The sequence below is a fragment of the Streptomyces sp. NPDC088707 genome (assembly GCF_044752725.1).
Classification (GTDB): Bacteria; Actinomycetota; Actinomycetes; order Streptomycetales; family Streptomycetaceae; genus Streptomyces.
Genome location: NZ_JBIVLV010000001.1, coordinates 1,103,411 through 1,121,816 on the forward strand (window position 1 = coordinate 1,103,411; position 18,406 = coordinate 1,121,816).

Annotated in this window: 14 protein-coding genes and 1 pseudogene; 6 read left to right on the forward strand and 9 right to left on the reverse strand. The window is 69.5% G+C overall.

Annotation, left to right across the window (positions count from 1 at the left end; translation table 11 throughout):
• Positions 1-20 precede the first annotated feature (20 nt).
• Positions 21-110: pseudogene (locus ACIP84_RS04885) on the reverse strand (carbohydrate ABC transporter permease); the annotation flags it as partial.
• A 196-nt stretch (positions 111-306) separates the two neighbouring features.
• Here ACIP84_RS04885 and ACIP84_RS04890 point away from each other — a divergent pair.
• From ACIP84_RS04890 to ACIP84_RS04900, 3 genes are all read left to right on the forward strand, one after another.
• On the forward strand, positions 307-1,320 hold the full coding sequence (locus ACIP84_RS04890) for a LacI family DNA-binding transcriptional regulator (protein WP_401794528.1): 1,014 nt from the start codon (positions 307-309) through the stop codon (positions 1,318-1,320).
• A gap of 47 nt (positions 1,321-1,367) precedes the next feature.
• Complete coding sequence (locus tag ACIP84_RS04895; RefSeq protein WP_401794531.1) at positions 1,368-1,571, forward strand: hypothetical protein; 204 nt, start codon at positions 1,368-1,370, stop codon at positions 1,569-1,571.
• Between the two features lie 355 nt (positions 1,572-1,926).
• The gene (locus ACIP84_RS04900) at positions 1,927-3,369 is read left to right on the forward strand and encodes an endo-1,4-beta-xylanase (protein WP_401794534.1); all 1,443 of its coding nucleotides are present in this window, start codon (positions 1,927-1,929) and stop codon (positions 3,367-3,369) included.
• A gap of 57 nt (positions 3,370-3,426) precedes the next feature.
• On the opposite strand, the gene araD is transcribed toward ACIP84_RS04900, so the two are convergent.
• The 4 genes from araD to ACIP84_RS04920 all read right to left on the reverse strand — a co-directional run bounded on the left by araD (position 3,427) and on the right by ACIP84_RS04920 (position 8,966).
• Positions 3,427-4,140, reverse strand: a complete 714-nt coding sequence (gene araD, locus ACIP84_RS04905) for an L-ribulose-5-phosphate 4-epimerase AraD (RefSeq protein ID WP_401794537.1) — start codon at positions 4,138-4,140, stop codon at positions 3,427-3,429.
• Positions 4,141-4,184: 44 nt separating this feature from the next.
• The gene (gene araA, locus ACIP84_RS04910) at positions 4,185-5,693 is read right to left on the reverse strand and encodes an L-arabinose isomerase (RefSeq protein ID WP_401794540.1); all 1,509 of its coding nucleotides are present in this window, start codon (positions 5,691-5,693) and stop codon (positions 4,185-4,187) included.
• 75 nt (positions 5,694-5,768) lie between these two features.
• Positions 5,769-7,475 carry a ribulokinase gene (gene araB, locus ACIP84_RS04915; protein WP_401794543.1) on the reverse strand — a complete coding sequence of 569 codons (1,707 nt, stop codon included), beginning with the start codon at positions 7,473-7,475 and terminating at the stop codon, positions 5,769-5,771.
• 480 nt (positions 7,476-7,955) lie between these two features.
• A complete protein-coding gene (locus ACIP84_RS04920) occupies positions 7,956-8,966 on the reverse strand; it encodes a LacI family DNA-binding transcriptional regulator (protein WP_355968634.1) in 1,011 nt (336 codons plus the stop codon).
• A 262-nt stretch (positions 8,967-9,228) separates the two neighbouring features.
• On the opposite strand from ACIP84_RS04920, the gene chvE reads away from it, so the two are divergent.
• From chvE to mmsB, 3 genes are all read left to right on the forward strand, one after another.
• Positions 9,229-10,338, forward strand: a complete 1,110-nt coding sequence (chvE, locus tag ACIP84_RS04925; RefSeq protein WP_355968628.1) for a multiple monosaccharide ABC transporter substrate-binding protein — start codon at positions 9,229-9,231, stop codon at positions 10,336-10,338.
• 62 nt (positions 10,339-10,400) lie between these two features.
• Entirely contained in the window at positions 10,401-11,972 is a 1,572-nt protein-coding gene (gene mmsA, locus ACIP84_RS04930; RefSeq protein ID WP_355968632.1) for a multiple monosaccharide ABC transporter ATP-binding protein, read from the forward strand.
• Positions 11,969-13,213: a multiple monosaccharide ABC transporter permease gene (mmsB, locus tag ACIP84_RS04935; RefSeq protein ID WP_401794546.1), complete on the forward strand. Its 1,245-nt coding sequence runs from the start codon at positions 11,969-11,971 to the stop codon at positions 13,211-13,213. Before mmsA ends, mmsB begins: the two co-directional genes overlap by 4 nt.
• Before the next feature lie 286 nt (positions 13,214-13,499).
• On the opposite strand, the gene yjfF is transcribed toward mmsB, so the two are convergent.
• The 4 genes from yjfF to ACIP84_RS04955 form a co-directional block, all read right to left on the reverse strand.
• A complete protein-coding gene (gene yjfF / locus ACIP84_RS04940) occupies positions 13,500-14,498 on the reverse strand; it encodes a galactofuranose ABC transporter, permease protein YjfF (RefSeq protein WP_355968623.1) in 999 nt (332 codons plus the stop codon).
• The gene (locus ACIP84_RS04945) at positions 14,495-15,610 is read right to left on the reverse strand and encodes an ABC transporter permease (protein WP_401794549.1); all 1,116 of its coding nucleotides are present in this window, start codon (positions 15,608-15,610) and stop codon (positions 14,495-14,497) included. Before ACIP84_RS04945 ends, yjfF begins: the two co-directional genes overlap by 4 nt.
• Positions 15,607-17,166, reverse strand: coding sequence for a sugar ABC transporter ATP-binding protein (locus ACIP84_RS04950; protein WP_401794552.1), 1,560 nt, complete (start codon positions 17,164-17,166; stop codon positions 15,607-15,609). Before ACIP84_RS04950 ends, ACIP84_RS04945 begins: the two co-directional genes overlap by 4 nt.
• 67 nt (positions 17,167-17,233) lie before the next feature.
• On the reverse strand, positions 17,234-18,235 hold the full coding sequence (locus ACIP84_RS04955) for an ABC transporter substrate-binding protein (RefSeq protein WP_401794555.1): 1,002 nt from the start codon (positions 18,233-18,235) through the stop codon (positions 17,234-17,236).
• Positions 18,236-18,406 lie beyond the last annotated feature (171 nt).

An 18,406-nucleotide genomic window follows, 5' to 3' on the forward strand; every position in this document is an offset into this window, starting at 1 on the left:
TGGAGGTCACGCGGGACAGGTCAACCCTGGGTGGCGCCGGCGGTGAGGCCGCCGATCAGCCGGCGCTCGGCGACGGCGTGGAAGACGAGGGCGGGGATCATGGCGAGCACGCCGAAAATGTTTCGAAACACTCTCGAATTCCGTGGTCCCATAAACTAGGAACGCCAGGCTGAACGGTCAAGACCTCTCACCGACTTATCTCGGAGAAGCCTGTGATCCTGGGCTTGACAAGCAGTCACACCGACCAGAAACTCTTCGAAAGTTTGCGATACCCGTCGTCGACGACGGCGTCGAAGAGGAGAGAAGTTGAGCGAGCGGCGTGCGACTCTGGCGGTCATCGCCGCAGAGGCAGGGGTCTCCCAGGCCACTGTCTCCAAGGTGATCAACGGCCGCTCCGATGTCGCGCCCTCGACACGCGAACGGATCGAGGGCCTGCTGCGGTCCCACAACTACCTCCCGCGCGGTCGGCAGGGCAGGGCACGCAGGTCGGGCCTGGTCGACCTGATCATCGGCGGGCTGGACAGCGCGTGGGCTGTGGAGATACTGCGCGGTGTCGAGGCCGAGTGCGCCCGACGGGGCGTCGGCACCGTCGTATCGCTCGTCCCGCCCGGCGAAGCCACGCCGTCGAGTTGGGCCGCGCTGCCGGTCCTGCACCACAGCGACGGCGTCATCCTCGTCACCGCGTCGGTCACCCAGGCTCAGCGCGCCCGGATCGAGCGGGGCGGGGTGGCGCTCGTCGTCATCGACCCGATCGACCTGCCGGGCAACGGCGTGCCGAGCATCGGCGCGACCAACTGGGCGGGCGGCCTCGCCGCCACCGAGCACCTGCTGGAACTGGGGCACCGCCGGATCGCCGCGATCGGCGGGCGCAAGGAGATGCTCTGCAGCCAGGCCCGCATCGACGGCTACCGGGCCGCTCTGGAGCGGGCCGGTATCGAGGTCGAGCGCGACCTGATCCGGTTCGGCGACTTCCAGCACGAGGGCGGGTTCCGGTGTGCCCAGGAGCTGCTCGCCCTGCCCGATCCACCGACGGCCGTCTTCGCCGGGAGCGACCAGCAGGCGATGGGCGTCTACGAGGCTGCCCGGCAGGGCGGACTGAGCATCCCGCAGGACCTCAGTGTGGTCGGTTTCGACGACCTGCCGATGTGCGAATGGCTGTCGCCTCCGCTGACGACGGTGCGTCAGCCGCTGGAGGAGATGGGCCGGCTCGCCGCCCGCACACTGTTCCAGCTTCTGGAGGACCAGCCCCTGGTCAGCCCTCGGATGGAGCTCTCGACCGAGCTCAAGGTCCGGGTCTCCACCGCCCCGCCCCGTCCCTAGGGGACCCCCTTGACCGAGCCCGATGTCATCATCCGCTGCCCGCTTCCGTGCGAGTCGCCGATCTGCCGAGTCGGATCACACCGGAGGAGAAGACCGGGCGACTCGCCGGCTTCTGGGCACTGCCCTCGAATCCCGGGACACCCGTCGCGCCGATGGAGGACGACTCGAACCACGCCCACTCCACGTGGTTCGACATCGCGTACCCGCGCCGGTCCTCCGGGGCGACGGGCATCGACGACCCGGAAATGTGAACCGAAGCAAGAACCCGCTTATGAAGAAGCAGTCCCTATCGAAATACTTTCGACAGGGACTGCTTCTTCATGGCGCTCCCGACATTCCTTGAAGGACCCTTTCGAGAGGCCTCAAAGGCCTCATTCCCGGGCCGCATTGCCGAAACATCTCCGAAACTCTTGACATGTTCCTGCAGAGTTTCCAGACTGAATTCCGGAGGCCGCCACCGCCCCTTGACCTGCATGTCGCGGCGCCGGCCTCGCCTCATTGCGCCCTGATGGTCCGCGTCCTTTTCCATGCACGCGGACATCACCCTCGCGGAATCCTGCCGCCGCGCTCGCATCCATCCGTGATTTCCGTACCGGAGGTCCAGCCATGCGTTCACATGCCATTCCCCCGTCCACCGTCCGCCGGAAAGCAGGTGGCCTCGGCGCGGCGCTGATCGTCGGCGTCCTCGGTTCCGCCACGGTGCTGGTGGCGCCGCCGGCCTCACACGCCGCCGAGAGCACACTCGGCAGTGCGGCGGCGCAGAGCGGCCGGTACTTCGGCACCGCCATCGCCTCGGGCAGGCTCGGCGACTCGACGTACACGACGATCGCGAACCGCGAGTTCAACTCGGTGACCGCCGAGAACGAGATGAAGATCGACGCCACCGAACCCCAGCAGGGCCGGTTCGACTTCACCGCCGGCGACCGCGTCTACAACTGGGCGGTGCAGAACGGCAAGCGGATACGGGGCCACACGCTGGCCTGGCACTCCCAGCAGCCCGCCTGGATGCAGAACCTCAGCGGCAGCGCGCTGCGCCACGCCATGAACAACCACATCAACGGCGTGATGGCCCATTACAAGGGCAAGATCGGCCAGTGGGACGTCGTGAACGAAGCCTTCGTCGACGGCACCTCCGGAGCCCGGCGCGACTCCAACCTGCAGCGCACCGGCAACGACTGGATCGAGGTCGCCTTCCGCACCGCACGTGCCGCCGACCCGGCCGCCAAACTCTGCTACAACGACTACAACGTCGAGAACTGGACGTGGGCCAAGACCCAGGCCATGTACGCCATGGTCAAGGACTTCAAGCAGCGCGGCGTGCCCATCGACTGCGTCGGGTTCCAGTCGCACTTCAACAACGACAGCCCCTACAACAGCAACTTCCGTACCACCCTGCAGAGCTTCGCGGCCCTCGGCGTCGACGTGGCCGTCACCGAACTCGACATCCAGGGCGCCTCGGGCGCGACCTACGCCAACGTCACCAACGACTGCTTGGCCGTCCCGCGCTGCCTCGGCATCACCGTCTGGGGTGTGCGCGACACCGACTCGTGGCGAGCCGAGCACACACCGCTGCTCTTCAACGGCGACGGCAGCAAGAAGCCCGCCTACTCCTCCGTCCTCAACGCGCTCAACTCCGTCTCCCCCAACCCCACTCCGACCCCCTCCCCCGGCTCCGGACCGATCAGGGGAGTCGCCTCGGGCCGCTGCCTGGACGTACCCGGTGCCGTCACCACCGACGGCACCCAGGTCCAGCTGTGGGACTGCAACAACCGCACCAACCAGCAGTGGATCCACACCGCCGCCGGTGAGCTCAGGGTCTACGGCGACAAGTGCCTGGACGCCGCCGGTACAGGCAACGGCGCCAAGGTCCAGATCTACAGCTGCTGGGGCGGCGACAACCAGAAGTGGCGCCTCGACTCCGACGGATCCATCGTCGGCGTCCAGTCCGGCCTCTGCCTCGACGCCGCTGCCAACGGTACCGCCAACGCCACGCTGATCCAGCTCTACTCCTGCTGGAACAGCGGCAACCAGCGCTGGACCCGTACCTGACCCGCTGCGGCACACCATGGAGGGGAGCCAGGATGATCCTGGCTCCCCTCGGTGCGTTCAGGCGGAGGAAGGGTTGCCGTAGTAGGCGTCCGGGCCGTGCTTGCGGGTGAAGTGGCGGTCCAGGAGGTGCTGCGGAGGCTCGACCGTGCCCAGGGCGATGGTGTGGAGGGCCATCTCGGCCACCGCCTCGCAGATGATGGCGTGCTCCAGGGACGCGGTGGCGTCGGCGCCCCAGGTGAAGGGGCCGTGGTGGGCCACCAGGGCGCCGGGGACCTCGCGGGCCCGGATGTCGTCACTTCGCAGCAGGTCCACGATGACCTGCCCGGTGTTGAACTCGTAGTCCGTGGCGCACTGCTGGGAGGTGAGAGCCGCGGTGACGGGGACGGGACCGTTGAAGGTGTCCGCGTGGGTCGTGCCGAGCACCGGTATCGGACGACGGGCCTGGGCGAAGGCCACGGCATGGGTGGAGTGCGTGTGGGTCACGCCTCCGATGGAGGGGAAGGCCAGGTAGAGGCTCCGGTGCGTCTCTGTGTCGGTGGACGGTCGCAGGTGGCCCTCCACGACGCTTCCGTCGGACAGGGAGACGACGACCAGGTCCTCCTCGCTCAGCACGTCGTAGGCCACACCCGAGGGCTTGATGACGAAGACGCCGGCTTGTCGGTCCACTCCGCTCACGTTGCCCCAGGTGAGGGTGGCCAGACCGGCCCGGGGGATGCGGAGGTTGGCCTCCAGCACCTCCCGGCGCAGTTCCTTGGAGACGGCGGTGCTCACGGAGGGCTCCGTCCTCGTGGGGGTGGACGGGGTGGCGGGGGTGCTCACAGGCTCTGGGCCAGACGGTGGTACGCCTGGTTCCAGCGCAGCTCGCGCGTGAAGGCCCGGACCGTGGTGCCCTCGTCGATGACGGCGAGTTCGGTCCGCAGCATCTCGGCGAGGTCGTCGAGCTCCTCGCCGCCGAGGGCGGTGGTCAGGACGGTGTGGTGCGGCGCTCCGGCCGTCAGCCAGGCCTCGGTGGAGGTGCGCAGGTCGGGACGGGGGCGCCAGACGGCCCGGGCGACGGGGAGCCTGGGCAGCGGCTCGGGCGGGGCGACGACGTCGATGTGGTTGGCGACGAGGCGGAACCGGTCGCCCATGTCGGCGAGACCGACGACGACGGCCGGACCGGGGTCCGCGTCGAAGACGAGTCGGACCGGGTCCTCGCGTCCGCCGATGCCGAGCGCGTGGATCTCGCAGCTGGGCGTGGCCGTCGTGAGGGAGGGGCAGACCTCCAGCATATGGGCGCCGAGGATGAGTTCCTGGCCTGGCGTGAGGTCGTAGGTGTAGTCCTCCATGAAGGAGGTGCCGCCGGGCAGGCCGTGGGCCATGGCCTTCAGCGCGCGCAGCAGTGTGGAGGTCTTCCAGTCCCCTTCGCCGCCGAAACCGTAGCCGTCCGCCATCAGGCGCTGCACGGCGAGGCCGGGCAGCTGGCGCAGACCCCCGAGGTCCTCGAAGTTGGTGGTGAAGGCGCGGAACCCGCCGTCCGTGAGGAAGGTGCGCAGACCGGCTTCGACGCGGGCGGCGTAGCGCAGGGATGCGTGGCGCTCGCCGCCGGGCCGCAGCTCGGGCGCGAGGCTGTAGAGGTCCTGGTACTCCTTGACGAAGGCGGTGACGGTGTCCTCGTCGGCGGCGTCGACCGCGGCGACGAGGTCGTTGACGCCGTACGTGTTGACCGAGACCCCGAACCGCAGCTGCGCCTCGACCTTGTCGCCCTCGGTGACGGCGACGTCGCGCATGTTGTCGCCGAACCTGGCGAGCTTGAGGGTGGTGAGTTCGGAGCGGCCGACGGCGGCGCGGGCCCAACCGGCGATGCGGTCGACGACCTCGGGGGTGGAGACGTGGCCCGCCACGGTCTTGCGCGGGACACCGAGGCGGGTCTGGAGGAAGCCGAACTCGCGGTCGCCGTGGGCGGCCTGGTTCAGGTTCATGAAGTCCATGTCGATGGTGGACCACGGCAGTTGGCGGTTGGCCTGGGTGTGCAGGTGGAGCAGGGGCTTGCGCAGGGCGTCGAGGCCGGCGATCCACATCTTGGCCGGGGAGAAGGTGTGCATCCAGGCGACAAGACCGATGCAGCGGTCGTCGGCGTTGGCCTCCAGGCAGATCGCGCGGATGGCGGCCGCGTCGGTGAGGACCGGCTTCCACACCAGGCGGACGGTCGTCCGGAGCTGCCCGGCGAGGGTGTCGCAGATGGCACGGGACTGGTCGGCGACCTGAGCCAGGGTGTCGTCGCCGTAGAGGGCCTGGCTGCCGGTGAGAAACCAGATCTCGCGGTCGGGCTGGGCGAGCGTCATGTCGGGTGTGCTCCTCGGAGGTGCGGGGGCGGAGAGGTCGGGCCGGCGGAGGACGGGGGTGGGGAGGCGGCCCGGTCAGCGGGTGGTGACGAGGCGCGCGGTGTTGCGGATCCGTCTCAGGCGGTGCAGGAGGAGGTCCGCTCCGGTACCGAAGTGGTCGTGCAGGGCGCGGTACTCGTCGAACAGCGCGTCGTAGGCGTCCGCCCGTGCGGGGTCGGGCACGTACGCGTGGCGCTGGACGCTGCCCATCACGGAAGCGGCGGAGCGGACGTCGGGGTAGGCGCCCGCGGCGACCGCGGCGTGGATGGCCGAGCCGAGCGCCGGCCCCTGCTCGGAGATGCCGAGGGACACGGGGCGGCGGAGCACGTCGGCGTAGATCTGCATCAGCAGCGCGTTCTTCCTCAGCCCTCCGGTGACGATGAACTCCTCGACGGGAATCCCGCCGCCCTCGAAGGTCTCGACGATCACCCGGGTGCCGTAGGCGGTGGATTCGAGCAGGGCCCGGTAGACGTCCTCGGGCCGGGTGTCGAGGGTGAGGCCGGCGATGACTCCGGAGAGGTGGTGGTCGACCAGGGTGGAACGGTTGCCGTTCATCCAGTCCAGGGCCACCAGGCCGTGCGCGCCGACCGGCTGGTCGGCGGCCTTGCGGGTCAGGAGCCCGTGGAGGTCCTCGCTCGCTGCCTCTGCCTCGGCGCGGTAGTGGTCCGGGACGCCCTGGCGGAGCCACCAGGCGAAGATGTCGCCGACCGCGCTCTGACCGGCCTCGTAACCGTAGGCACCCTCGACGATGCCGCCGTCGACGACCCCGCAGATGCCGGGGACCTCGGCGAAGGTGGCGCCGTTGAGTACGTGGCAGGTGGAGGTGCCCATGATGGCGAGCATCCGGCCGTTCTCCACGGCGCCCGCCGCGGGTGCGGCGACGTGGGCGTCGACGTTGCCCGCCGCGACGGCGATGCCCTCGGGGAGACCCGTCCAGTCTGCGGCGCGGCTGCTCAGGGTGCCGACGCGGGAGCCCAGCGGGGACAGGGGGTGCTCCAGGCGGGTGGCGGGGAAGTCGGCGAAGTCCGGGTGGAGTCCGGCGAGGAAGGCGGGCGAGGGGTAGGCACCGTCCTGGTGGATGCCCTTGTAGCCGGCGGTGCAGGTGTTGCGGGACTCGGCGCCGGTCAGCTGCCAGACGATCCAGTCCGCCGCCTCGATCCAGCGGGCGCAGGCGGCGTAGACGCCCGGGTCCTCTTCGAGGACCTGGAGGGCCTTGGCGTACTGCCACTCGGAGGAGATCTTGCCGCCGTACCGTGCGATCCACTTTTCGCCGTGGGCGTGGGCGAGGGCGTTGATGCGGTCGGCCTGCTCCTGGGCCGCGTGGTGCTTCCACAGTTTGGGCCAGGCGTGCGGCCGGTCGGCCCACTCGGGCGTCAGGGCGAGCGGGGTGCCGTCCGGGGTCGTCGGCAAGACCGTACAGGCGGTGAAGTCGGTGGCGATGCCGATGACGCGGTCCGGGTCGACTCCGGCGTCGGCGAGCGCCGCGGGTACGGCGGTACGCAGGACGTCGCGCCAGTCCTCGGGGTGCTGGAGGGCCCAGTCGGGGGGCAGGGGGGCGCCGGTGGAGGGGAGGCTGTCCTCGATGACCGCGTGGCGGTACTCGTGGACCGACGAACCGAGTTCGGCGCCGTCCCGGACCCTGACCACGACGGCGCGCCCGGAGAGGGTGCCGAAGTCGACTCCGATGGTGCATGCCTCGGGATGGTGAGGGGCTGCGGGGCCGGAAACGGTGTGTGGGGTCACGATGCGGTCTCTCTCGTCATGAACAGGGCCAGAGGAGCACCCTGATTGTTAACGCTCACAATCAGTCTGGACAAGAGCTGCGTGCAGTTCTTGCCGAACTTTCGGCAGGAAGATGGCCTTATGAAGTGAGCGCTCACGGACCGTCCCTGAGACGGCCTCGGCGTCGCGACCGGCCCGGTGGGAGGACTAGTGGGAGGACGAGCGGAGGGAACGGTCGACGGAGCACTTGCGCGGGCGGACCGACGCGCGTGCGCAACCGGACGCCCGGTCGACGGAGCGCTTGCGCGGGCGGACCGACGCGCGTGCGCAGCCGGACGCCCGGTCGACGGAGCGCATGCGCGGGCGGACCGACGCGCGTGCGCAGCCGGACGCCAGACGCGGACATCGAGCGACAGACGGCAGGCCCCGGACAGCAGAAACAGCGGACAGGAGACCTGACGCCGGCCTCCATGAGGTGGTGGCGGGAGCCCACCCCCCGCGTCAGGATTCGTTCGAGGGGCGCGTGCTCGCGCGCATGATGAGCTGCGGTTCCACCAGGAGGTGCTCGGGCTTCCGGGCGCGACCCTCGATGTGGTCCACCAGCAGCCCGATGCTGCGGCGCCCGATGGCGGCGAAGTCCTGGCGGACCGTCGTCAGCGGCGGAGGGAAGAACTCGGCCTCCGGGATGTCGTCGAAGCCGGCGACGGCGATCTGTCCGGGGGTGCGGATCCCGCCCTCGCGCAGCGCCCGCAGGACGCCGAGCGCCATCTGGTCGTTGGCGACAAAGACGGCCGTGACCGGTGTCGAGCCGCGACGGGCCAGGGCGAGTCCCGCGAGTTCCTGCCCCGCCCGGTACCCGGACAGCGGGCTCCAGTCCCCCGTCAGTACGCGCGGAGGGCGGATACCGCTCTCCTCCAGGACGGCGCGCCATCCCGCGGTGCGGGCCTCGCTCTCCAGCCAGTCGTCGGGACCCGCCACGTGCCAGACGTTGCCGTGCCCGGCGGCGAGCAGGTGCTCCGTGACCATGCGGGCGCCGAGCTCCTGATCGAGGGAGACGCCGGGCAGGTCGAGCTGGTGTCCGCCCTCCACGGTGACCACGGGGAAGGGTGCGTCCAGTTCGGCGAGCGCCTGCACGTGCGAGCGTTGCGGGGTGATGGCGACGACGCCCTCCACGCCCCAGGACGCGAGGTGGTCGATGGCGTCCTTGAGCCCCTGCCCCTCTCCGGTGCGCAGGCTGACGGTCGAGACGAGGTAGCCCTGCTCCCGGGCCGCCTCCTCCAGGCCGGTCAGGGTGCTGGCAGGGCCGTACAGGGCGGTGTTGACGGCGATGACGCCCAGCGTCCTCGTACGACGCGTCACCAGGGCGCGTGCGGCGGAGTTGCGACGGTAGCCCAGCCGCTCGATGGCCAGGGTGACCTGCTCCCGGGTGGCCGCGCGCACGTTGGGGTGATCGCTCAGCACCCGGGAGACGGTCTGATGGGAGACCCCCGCCTCTCGTGCGACGTCGGCCATCGTCGGCGGGCGGACGTCATCCGCGGGATGCACCACGTTCGCCTCCCTTCTCCGTGCTCACGGCTGTGTATCGATGCGAGAAAAACCTTAGCGCCTCTTGTATCACGCTGTTGTGAGCGCTAACAATCAACCTCGACCGGGGCGCCGACGCCCCGGCCACCCAGCCGGAACGGCGCCGTCCCGGTGGTGCGAGCTCACGCGCCGCCGCCGGACCCGTCCCTCGGCCGGAGCCGCCCTCGACGACGGGATTGCCAGGTAACCCATGAAGAAGTTTCGATCCGCATCCGCCCTCCTGGCCGTGACCACCGGCTGTGCCCTGCTCCTGACGGCCTGCGGGCAGAACGGCGAGGGCGGCAGCCAGGAGTCGAAGGACACGAAGGACCTCACCATCGGCATCGCGATGCCCACCAAATCCTCCGAGCGGTGGATCGCCGACGGCCGCAACATGACCGAAAGCCTGAAGAAGGCCGGCTTCGCCACGACCCTGCAGTACGGCGAGGACGACCCCGACCAGCAGGTCGCCCAGATCGAGAACATGATCACCCAGGGCGTCGACGCCCTGGTCGTGGCCGCCATCAACGGCGAGGCACTGTCCAACGTCCTGCAGCAGGCGGCCGACGCCCGCATCCCGGTCATCTCCTACGACCGGCTCATCCTGGGCTCCCCGCACGTCGACTACTACGCCTCCTTCGACAACGAGAAGGTCGGCGAGCTCCAGGCCACGTACATCGTCGAGAAGCTGGGGCTGAAGGCCGGCTCGAAGAAGGGCCCCTTCAACATCGAGCTGTTCGCCGGATCCAACGACGACAACAACACCAAGTACTTCTTCGACGGCGCCATGAAGGTGCTGAAGCCCTACCTCGACAAGAAGCAGCTGGTCGTACGCTCCCAGCAGACCCAGCTCAACCAGGTCACCACGTTGCGCTGGGACGGAGGGACGGCGCAGAAGCGCATGGACGACCTGCTGACCTCCTCGTACTCCACCGCCCGGGTCGACGCCGTGCTCTCCCCCTACGACGGCATCTCCATCGGCATCCTGTCCGCCCTGAAGTCCGACGACTACGGGAGCGCCGCCAAGCCGCTGCCGGTCGTCACCGGCCAGGACGCGGAGGTCGCCTCCGTGAAGTCGATCATCGCGGGCCAGCAGACGCAGACCGTCTACAAGGACACACGCGCACTCGCGCAGGTCGCCGCAGACATGGTGACCGCCGTCCTCGCCGGCAAGAAGCCCGAGATCAACGACAAGGCCACCTACGACAACGGCAAGAAGGTGGTTCCGGCCTTCCTGCTCGATCCGGTGAGCGTCGACAAGACGAACTACCGGAAGGTCCTGGTCGACTCCGGCTACATCAACGCCGAGGAACTGCGGTGACGCCCGCCCCGGCCCACCCGGTCCCCGTCTCCGGCCCGTCCCCGGCCGGCCCCGTCCTCGAGATGCGGTCCATCGTCAAGACCTTCCCCGGGGTCAGAGCACTGTCCGACGTGACCCTGTCCGTGGAGCGCGGCGAGGTCCACGCCCTGTGCGGAGAGAACGGTGCCGGCAAGTCGACGCTCATGAAGGTCCTGTCCGGCGTGCACCCGCACGGCAGCTACGAAGGAGAGATCCTCTTCGAAGGCGAGCCGTGCCGGTTCAAGGACATCAGGGCCAGTGAACGGCGCGGCATCGTCATCATCCACCAGGAGCTCGCACTCGTCCCCTATCTGTCGATCGCCGAGAACGTCTTCCTCGGCAACGAGCCGTCCCGGCGCGGGATCATCGACTGGCACGAGGCGCTGCGCCGTGCTTCCGAACTGCTCAGGCGGGTCGGGCTCGACGAACACCCCGAGACCCGGGTCGCCGACATCGGTGTCGGCAAGCAGCAACTCGTGGAGATCGCGAAGGCACTGGCGAAGAACGTCCGCCTCCTGATCCTCGACGAGCCCACCGCGGCGCTCAACGACGAGGACAGCGCGAAGCTGCTGCGGCTGATGCGGGAGCTGAAGAGCCAGGGCATCACGTCGATCATCATCTCGCACAAGCTGAACGAGATCGCCCGGATCGCCGACTCCGTCACCATTCTGCGCGACGGGCGCTCCATCGAGACCCTCGACGTCAGGGATCCCGCCACCACCGAGGAACGCATCATCCGCGGCATGGTGGGGCGGGACCTCGACAGCCGGTTCCCCGACCGGACGCCGTACGAGGGCCCGGCCGACGCCGGCCCTGTCCTGGAGATCCGGGACTGGACCGTACGTCACCCCCTCGACCGCGGCCGCAAGGCCGTCGACGGGGTCTCGCTCCAGGTCCGCCGCGGGGAGATCGTCGGCGTCGCGGGGCTCATGGGTGCCGGCCGGACCGAACTCGCGATGAGCGTCTTCGGCCGTTCCTACGGCCACTACGAGCAGGGCACCGTACTCAAGGACGGCCGCGAGGTACGGACACGCACGGTCCCCGAGGCGGTCGCCCACGGCATCGCGTACGTCACCGAGGACCGCAAGCACTACGGGCTCGACCTCGGGGACTCCGTGAGCCGGAACATCTCGCTCGCGTCCCTCGGCGCCCTCGCCCGCCGCGGCGTCGTCGACGGGCACGAGGAGCGCAAGGTGGCCGAAAGGTACCGGCGGACGATGAACATCAAGGCTCCGAACGTCCTCGAGCCGGTCGGCCGCCTTTCCGGCGGCAACCAGCAGAAGGTCGTTCTCAGCAAGTGGATCCTCGCCGGGCCGGACGTCCTCATCCTCGACGAGCCCACACGCGGAGTCGACGTGGGAGCCAAGTTCGAGATCTACACCGTGATCGACCGGCTCGCCGCCGAGGGCAAGGCGATTCTCCTCATCTCCTCCGAGCTTCCCGAACTGCTCGGCATGTGCGACCGCATCTACACCATGGCGGCAGGCCGGCTGACCGGCGAAGTCGCCCGCGAGGACGCCACCCAGGAAGTCCTGATGCGGCACATGACGCAGGACACCCCCGCACCACCGGCGGTCACCGCGGGCGCCGCCTCCAGCGAAGGACACCAGGCATGAGCACCGACGTCAGCACGAAATCGACCACGCCGGCGCCCCCGGGCCGCGGGGCTCCGTCCACCGGGGCACCGCTGGCCCGGGTGCTTCTGGACGGCGTCCGGCGGAACATGCGCCAGTACGGGATGCTCTTCGCACTCGCCCTGATCGTGCTCCTGTTCCAGATCTGGACGGGTGGCGACCTCCTGCTGCCGCGGAACGTCTCCAACCTGGTGCTGCAGAACAGCTACATCCTCATCCTGGCCATCGGCATGATGATCGTCATCGTCTCCGGGCACATCGACCTGTCCGTGGGCTCCCTGATGGCACTCGTCGGTGGCATCGGGGCGGTGCTCATGGTCGAGCACCATGTGGCCTGGCCCGTCGCGGTGCTCCTCACCCTGCTGCTGGGAGCCGTCGCCGGAGCCCTGCAGGGCTTCTTCATCGCATACGTCGGCATACCGTCGTTCATCGTGACCCTCGCCGGCATGCTGCTGTTCCGCGGGCTCACGGAGATCTTCCTCAAGGGTCAGACGCTCGGCCCGTTCCCGGACGGACTGCAGAAGGTCGCCAACGGCTTCCTGCCGGAGGTGGGGCCGCAGACCAACTACCACAACGGGACCCTGCTCCTCGGCCTGGGACTGGTCGCCTACGTGGTGTTCCGGGAGGTACGGGACCGCCGTCGCCAGCGCGAGTTCGCTCTGGAGCCGCTTCCCACGGCCCTGTTCGCGCTGAAGCTGACGGCACTGGTCGCCGCTGTCCTGGTCACCACCCTGCTGCTCGCAAGCTACAAGGGCGCCCCCGTGGTCCTCCTGATCCTGGCCGCGCTGCTGGTCGGCTTCGGTTACGTGATGCGCAACGCGGTGATCGGCCGCCACGTCTACGCGATCGGGGGGAACCTGCCGGCCGCCAAGCTGTCCGGGGTCAAGGACAAGAAGGTGACCTTCGCCGTGTTCCTCAACATGGGCATGCTCGCGGCGCTCGCCGGGCTCGTCTTCGCCGCGCGCTTCAACGCGGCCTCGCCGAAGGCGGGCGTGAACTTCGAACTGGAGGCCATCGCCGCCGCGTTCATCGGCGGGGCGTCGATGAGCGGTGGAGTCGGGACCGTCCTGGGAGCCATCATCGGCGGCCTGGTCCTCGGCGTGCTCAACAACGGCATGAACCTCGTCGGGGTGGGCACCGACTGGCAGCAGGTCATCAAGGGCCTCGTGCTGCTCGCGGCGGTCGGCTTCGACGTGTGGAACAAGCGCAGGGCGGGTGCCTGACGTCCCTCCGATCACGGCTGTGCCCGCCGGCTCCTCCACCGGCGGGCACAGCCATGTCAGCGTGCTCGTACGCGGTCAGCCGCGCGCGCGTCCTCGACCGGTACTCGTCGCCGGGGCGCCGTCCTCCATGCGGCGGCCCGTGGACGGCGCGTGGAGGACGGCGGCCCGGCGGAGGGTTTCGTCGCCATGCGGGCTCAGGACGAAGGGTTCGTGGCCGGGGCCCTGCCCCCTCCCTGGCCGCGTTCGTACGCGGAGGACGGTTCGGGGTTCGCTCTCGGCGAGGGGTCTATTCCGCCTGGCGCGATCCTCCGAAGAGGCGCTGGAGGAGGATGAAGACGAACAGCAGACCGCCGATGACGATGCGGGTCCACCACGAACTGAGCGTGCCCTGGAAGCTGATGACGGTCTGGATCAGGCCGAGGACCGTCACGCCCAGGGCGGTTCCCAGGACGAAACCGGAACCACCGGTCAGCAGCGTCCCGCCGATCACGGCGGCGGCGATGGCGTCGAGTTCCATGCCGACGGCGTGCAGGGCGTAGCCGGACAGCATGTAGAAGGTCAGCAGCAGACCTCCGAGGGCGGAACACAGGCCGCTCACGGCGTACACCGCGACCTTGGTGCGCCCCACGGGCAGGCCCATGAGACGGGCGGAGGACTCGTTGCCGCCCAAGGCGTAGACGGTGCGGCCGAAGCGGGTGTGGTGGAGGACGACGAAGGCGAGCGCCAGCACGACCAGGGCGATGACCACGGCGGGTGAGACGAACAGGCCCCCGGGCAGGAGCACCCGTGTCTGGGCGATCCGCGTGGTCGTCGGGTCGGTGAGGGAGATGGACTCGGTGCTGATCATGTAGCAGAGGCCGCGGGCGAGGAACATGCCCGCGAGAGTGACGATGAAGGGCTGGATCTCGAAGGCGTGGATCACCCAGCCCATGAGGGCGCCGCCCCCGGCTCCCACCAGCAGGACCACCGGCACCGCCAGGGCGAGCGGCAGGCCGTTCTGTTCGACGAGCCAGGCCGTCAGCATGGTCGACAGGGCCACCATCGAGCCGACCGACAGGTCGATCCCGCCGGTGAGGACGACGAACGTCATGCCGATCGCCACGACGAGCAGGAAGCCGTTGTCGATCAGGACGTTGAGCAGGACCTGCGCGGAGAAGAAGCCGTCGTACTGCACGGAGCCGATCGAGAACATCGCGACCAGCAGCGTCGCCGTCACCATGAGCGGCAGGCGGGCGGCGTGCCGTGCCGAGAAGCGGTGGAGCGGCTTGGTGAGGGGGGTGCTCACGGGTGGACCTCCTGCCGGCGGGCCGTCAGGTCACCGGCCGCGGATGCCGGGTCCGGGGCGGCCGTTCGGCGACGGCGTGAGAGTCGCGCGCGGAACGCGGGCGACTGGACGAGACACACGACGATGACCACCAGGGCCTTGAAGACGAGGGTGGTCTCGGGCGGTACGCCGAGGGTGTAGATCGTGGTCGAGAGGGTCTGGATGATCAGCGCGCCCAGGACCGTCCCACCGAGGGAGAAGCGACCGCCCGTCAGAGCGGTGCCGCCGATGACGACGGCGAGGATCGCGTCCAGTTCGATCCACAGGCCGGCGTTGTTGCCGTCCGCACTGGACACGTTGGAGCTGATCATCAGGCCGGCCACCGCGGCGCACACGGCGCTGACGACGTAGACCATGACCAGGAGGCCGACCGCCCGGATGCCGACGAGTCGGCTGGCGACCGGGTTGCCGCCCACCGATTCGATGAGCAGCCCGAGCGCGGTCCGCCGGGTGACGAGGGAGGTGACGACGACGAGCGCCGCAGCGAGGAGGACGGCGAAGGGGAGGGTGAGCCAGTAGCCGCCGCCGATCATCTTGTAGGTGCTGCTGGAGACGCTGATGATCTGGCCGTCGGTGATCAGCTGGGCCACGCCGCGCCCGGCGACCATGAGGACCAGCGTGGCGACGATGGGCTGGACGCCGAGCCGGGCGACGAGGAAGCCGTTCAGCAGTCCGATCCCGGCGGCCACGCCGACCGCCACCGCGATCGCCGAGAGGACGGTGGACAGGCTTTCCGGGTCCTCCGCGGTGGCGATGTGCTCGCACGCGAGGGCGCCTGCGATGGCGACCGTCGAGCCGACCGAGAGATCGATGCCCCGGGTGGCGATCACGAGCGTCATGCCGAGCGACACCAGGATCAGGGGGGCACCGAACTGCAGGACGTCGATCAGGCTGCCGTACAGGTGTCCGTTCTGGACGCGGACGGCGAGGAAGTCATGGGTGAACACGAGGTTCCCCACCAGCAGGGCGGCCAGCACCGCGGCGGGCCAGAACAGGCGGTGCTCGATGAGCCGCCGGACCGCGGGGGCGTGGACCGGACGCCCCCCGGCGCCGGTGTCGTCAGGTGCTGTCATGAGCTGGCTCCGGTGGCGATGGCGTCCAGGATCCGGTCGGGCGTCAGGGTGGGGTCGTTGGAAAGGGTGGCGACGAGCCGGTGGTCGCGCAGGACGCCCACGCGGTGGCTCAGCCGCAGCACCTCCTCGAGTTCGGCGGAGATGAAGAGGACCGCGGTGCCTTCCGCGGCCAGGCCGGTGACCAGCTTCTGGATCTCCGTCTTGGCGCCGATGTCGATGCCCCGGGTCGGTTCGTCCAGGATCAGCAGTTCGGGGTCGGTGAGCAGCCACCGGGCGAGCAGCACCTTCTGCTGGTTGCCTCCGCTGAGGTTGCGGACCTGTGCCTCGGGTGCGGCGGGGCGGATATCGAGGACCTCGATCCACCGGGCGGCGATCTCTTCCTGCCGGGTGCGGGAGACGGGCCTGGTCCAGCCGCGTGCGGCCTGGAGGGCGAGCACGATGTTCTCGCGGACGGTGAGTTCGCCGATCAGGCCCTCCGCCTTGCGGTTCTCCGAGCAGAAGGCGATCTTGTGGGCGATCGCGGCGCGCGGGGATCGCAGGGCGGCCCGCTCGCCGTCGATCCGGAGCTCTCCCGCGTCGGCGTGGTCGGCTCCGAAGAGCAGCCGGGCCGCCTCGGTGCGTCCGGAGCCGAGGAGCCCGGCCAGGCCGATGACCTCGCCGCGGTGGATGTCCAGGTCGTAGGGCTGGACGGCACCGGCCCTGGCGAGGCCGCGGGCGCTGAGGAGGGGCGTGTCCCCGGAACCGGGTCCGGCCGTGGGGCCGGTGTGGGATGTCCCGGCCAGTTCGTCGAGGACGCGCAGTTCGCTGCCGACCATGCGGTGGACGAGGGTGACGGGTGTCAGCTCGTCGATCCGGTACTCGCCTTCGAGGCGCCCGTTGCGCAGGACGGTCACCCGGTCGCACAGGTCGAAGACCTGGTCGAGGAAGTGGGTGACGAAGAGGATCGCGACACCCCGGTCGCGCAGTCTGCGGACCAGGGTGAACAGCTGGGCGACTTCGTCCCGGTCGAGGCTGGAGGTGGGCTCGTCGAGGATGAGGACCTTCGCCTTGACGTCCACGGCCCTTACGATCGCGACCAGTTGCTGGACGGCGAGGGAGTGCGTGCTCAGCGGCATGCTGACGTCGAGGTCGAGTTCCAGTTCGGTGAGGAGCCGTGCAGCGCGTTCATGGAGGGCCGACCAGTGGACCAGCCCCAGGCGCCGGGGTTCACGGCCGATGAGGATGTTCTCCGCGACCGAGAGGTTGGGGCACAGGTTCACCTCCTGGTAGACCGTGCTGATTCCGGCGTGCTGCGCTTCCAGCGGTTCGGCGAATCGCTGGGGGCTGCCGTCGATCGAGACCGTTCCCGCGTCGGGCGGGTGGACGCCGGTGAGCACCTTGATGAGGGTCGACTTCCCGGCGCCGTTCTCGCCCATCAGGGCGTGTACCTCGCCGGGGAAGAGGCGCAGGTCCACCCCGTCGAGCGCGAGGACGCCGGGGAACGCCCTGCGGATGCCGAGGGCCTCCAGGACCGGCCGGTCGGTGCGGGTGGGTGTGGGGATGGGTGGGGCTGTCATCCGCCCTCCTCGCCTGAGGGGTCGGGGGCGGCGCGAGGACCGCCCCCGGTCTGGTGCGGGCGTCGGGTCAGTACTGGCGGCCGGGCAGGGCGGCCGCGGCCTCGTCCTGGGTGAAGACGCCCTCCTTGACCTCGACCCGTCGCGGGACGCTCTCCCCCGCCGCGACCTTCTCGGCGAGTTCCATCAACTGGTCGCCGAGGGGTGGGTTGCACTCGACCACCACGTTGATCTTCTTCTCCTGCATGGCGACGAAGGCGTCCTTGATGCCGTCGACGGAGATCACCTTGATGTCGGTGCCCGGCTTCTTGCCTGCCTCCTCGATGGCCTGGATGGCGCCCAGGGCCATGTCGTCGTTGTGGGCGTACAGGACGTCGATGTCCTTGTGGGACTTGAGGAAGGCCTGCATGACCTCCTTGCCCTTGGCGCGGGTGAAGTCCCCGGTCTGGGACGCGACGACCTTGAACTTGGGCTCTCCCTTGATGACTTCGGCGAAGCCGGCCTTGCGGTCGTTGGCAGGTGCGGAGCCGGTGGTGCCCTGGAGTTCGACGACGTTGACCGGTTCGGACGTCCCCTCGTACTCCTTCACGAGCCACCGGCCGGCCTCCTGCCCCTCCTTGACGAAGTCGGAGCCGAGGAAGGTCTGGTAGAGGGAGGTGTCCTGCGAGTCGACCGCACGGTCGGTGAGGATCACCGGGATGCCGGCGCTCTTGGCCTCCTTCAGGACGGTGTCCCAGCCGGACTCCACCACCGGGGAGAAGGCGATGACGTCCACCTTCTGCTGGATGAACGTGCGGATCGCCTTGATCTGGTTCTCCTGCTTCTGCTGCGCGTCGGAGAACTTCAGCGTGATCCCGGCCTTCTCGGCCGCCTCGCGTACGGACTTGGTGTTGGCGGTGCGCCAGCCGCTCTCGGCTCCCACCTGGGCGAACCCGAGCACCAGCTTGCCGTCGGAGGAGCCCTTGCCGGTACCGCCGGTGGTACCGGTGGGCGCGGGCTCGGTGGTGCAGGCGGTCAGCACACCAGCGGCCAGAACGGCGGCGGTGACGACACGGAGAGCTCTGTGGGCCATCTCGTGGTTCCTTTCGGGGACGTACGTCGTGCAGGGCGGTGCCCTGAAGGGGCCGGGCCCGGCGAAGGTGCGGCTGCGCAGCGGTGGTTGCGCTGGGCGGAGGCGGAGTGAGCGGAGGCCCCCGACGACCGGCGGCCTTCCGAACGCGACACATTGTGAGCGCTAACAGAC